Source organism: Aminiphilus sp. (assembly GCF_029975095.1).
Taxonomy (GTDB): Bacteria; Synergistota; Synergistia; order Synergistales; family Aminiphilaceae; genus Aminiphilus.
Map to the genome: position 1 here is coordinate 1 of NZ_JARKPW010000201.1, position 2,164 is coordinate 2,164.

A 2,164-nucleotide genomic window follows, 5' to 3' on the forward strand; every position below is an offset into this window, starting at 1 on the left:
CCGCTCGCCTTCTTTGATCTCGTTCCAGACGATTATCTGGGAATCATGAAGGAGCGACAGAGTCTCGATCACGTCACGGCAACGGTCATCACCGGAGTGGGCGACGTACTGGATCGCCTTCGCCCCTCTCTTGTTCTTGTCCATGGAGATACGACCTCCACATTGAGCGCGACCCTCGCGGCGTTCTACAGAAAAATCCCCGTGGGACACGTGGAGGCGGGGCTCCGAAGTCGCGATCTCCAGAGCCCCTTTCCGGAAGAGATGAATCGACTCCTCACGGATCGACTCGCCACTTACTGGTTTGCACCAACCCCATTGGCGAGAGAAAATCTTCTCCACGAGGGCTGTGATGCCGAACGCATTTGGGTTACGGGCAACACTGTCATTGATGCGCTCCGTGTTGCCGTTTCACGAGTCGACGAACCATCGCTCGCTGAATTGCGGCGCATTCCTGCGACGTGCCGGCTTGTACTCGTCACCGCTCATCGGAGGGAATCCTGGGGAAAGGGACTTCGAGAGATCTGCACGGCCATACGCCACCTCACCGAGAAGATTCCGGAGCTCTGGTTTCTTGTTCCCATGCACAGAAACCCCGAGGTTCGTTCTGTCTTCGTGGAAGAGCTTGGTACATGTGACCGTGTTGCCCTCTGCGAACCACTGGAATATCCCGATTTCGTCTGGGCGATGAAACGGAGTGCTCTCATCCTCAGTGACAGCGGGGGTGTTCAGGAGGAGGCACCTTTTCTCAAGAAGCCGGTGTTGGTGCTTCGCGAGGTAACGGAACGCCCGGAAGCGGTTCTTGAGGGAACGGCTCTTCTGGTGGGTACGGAATCTTCGCGCATCGTCCGCGAGAGTGTGCGTTTGCTCACGAACCCTCAAGAATATGCGAGACTTGCAGAAAAACGGCACAATCCCTTTGGAGATGGAAAGGCTTCGGAACGTATTCTAGAGGCACTTAAAAAAGCTTGACGACGATTTCACGGCATTCCGGACCACGCCGACATCGATGAGGAGGTTCATCGTGACCACACAACGGCAAAAAATGCTCATCAGAGGTGCCATTCCCCTGAGAGGTTCCATCTCGGCTCAGGGAGCAAAAAACGCAGCCCTTCCTATTATGGCGGCCTCGCTGCTCCTTTCCCGGGAACAATTGATCATCGATCGTATTCCCGATCTTCAGGACACTCGGACCATGGCAGATCTCCTGGGACACCTCGGAGCCCAGATCACCTTTGAGAAGGGGACAATGACCATAGCGGCTCCGGAAGAGCCGGACTGGGAGACGCCGGCACACCTCGTTCGGAAAATGCGAGCGTCTTCCCTGGCTCTCGGGCCCCTCCTCGCACGCTGCGGCAGGGCTGTTCTCCCCCTTCCAGGAGGATGTGCCATCGGAGGCAGACCGATTGACCTTCATCTCAAAGGACTGGCAAAAATGGGCGCCCAGATAGAGCTCGTCCATGGGTCTGTCCATGCAAAAGCCAAGGGACTCAGAGGGTGTCGTATTTATCTCGATTTCCCCTCCGTCGGAGCGACGGAGAACCTCATGATGGCAGCGGTCTTTGCTCGCGGACAAACCATTTTGGAAAACGTGGCACGAGAACCGGAAATCACGAACCTCGCCGAAGTGCTTCGCGCCATGGGGGCAAGAATTGAAGGCGAGGGAACCGGCACGATACGGATCACGGGGGTGAGGGAACTCTCCGGAACACGCATCGCCGTCATCCCTGATCGCGTCGAGGCAAGTACCTATCTCCTCGCGGGAATCATGACCGGAGGTGAGATCACGGTCCATCAGGTCATTCCTCAACACATGGACGCTCTGCTCGCCAAACTCGAAGAAGCGGGGGCGGAAGTCTTCTGCACGGAAGAGACCGTTTCCGCCCGAGCCCCCCAGAGGTTGAGGGGTATCTCGGTGAAAACACTTCCTTTTCCAGGATTCCCGACGGACTTGCAGCCCCAGATGATGGCTCTTCTCTCCATTGCCGAGGGAAGTAGTATCATTCAGGAAGGGATTTTCGAATCGCGCTTCCTTCATGTCCCGGAATTGCAGCGTATGGGAGCACATGTAGACGTCCAGGGAAATTCTGCGGTCGTCACCGGAGTTCCTGCCCTTCACGGAACGGATGTACGGGCCACGGATCTTCGCGCCGGAGCGGCTCTCATC

At 56.9% G+C, this 2,164-nt stretch carries 2 protein-coding genes; both read left to right on the plus strand.

Annotated elements, in window-relative coordinates; translation table 11 throughout:
• The coding region (gene wecB, locus Q1K49_RS12845; protein ID WP_300526404.1) for a UDP-N-acetylglucosamine 2-epimerase (non-hydrolyzing) at positions 1-969 on the plus strand (969 nt) is incomplete at its 5' end.
• A gap of 73 nt (positions 970-1,042) precedes the next feature.
• On the plus strand, positions 1,043-2,164 hold a 1,122-nt coding region (gene murA, locus Q1K49_RS12850; RefSeq protein ID WP_300526405.1), incomplete at its 3' end, for a UDP-N-acetylglucosamine 1-carboxyvinyltransferase.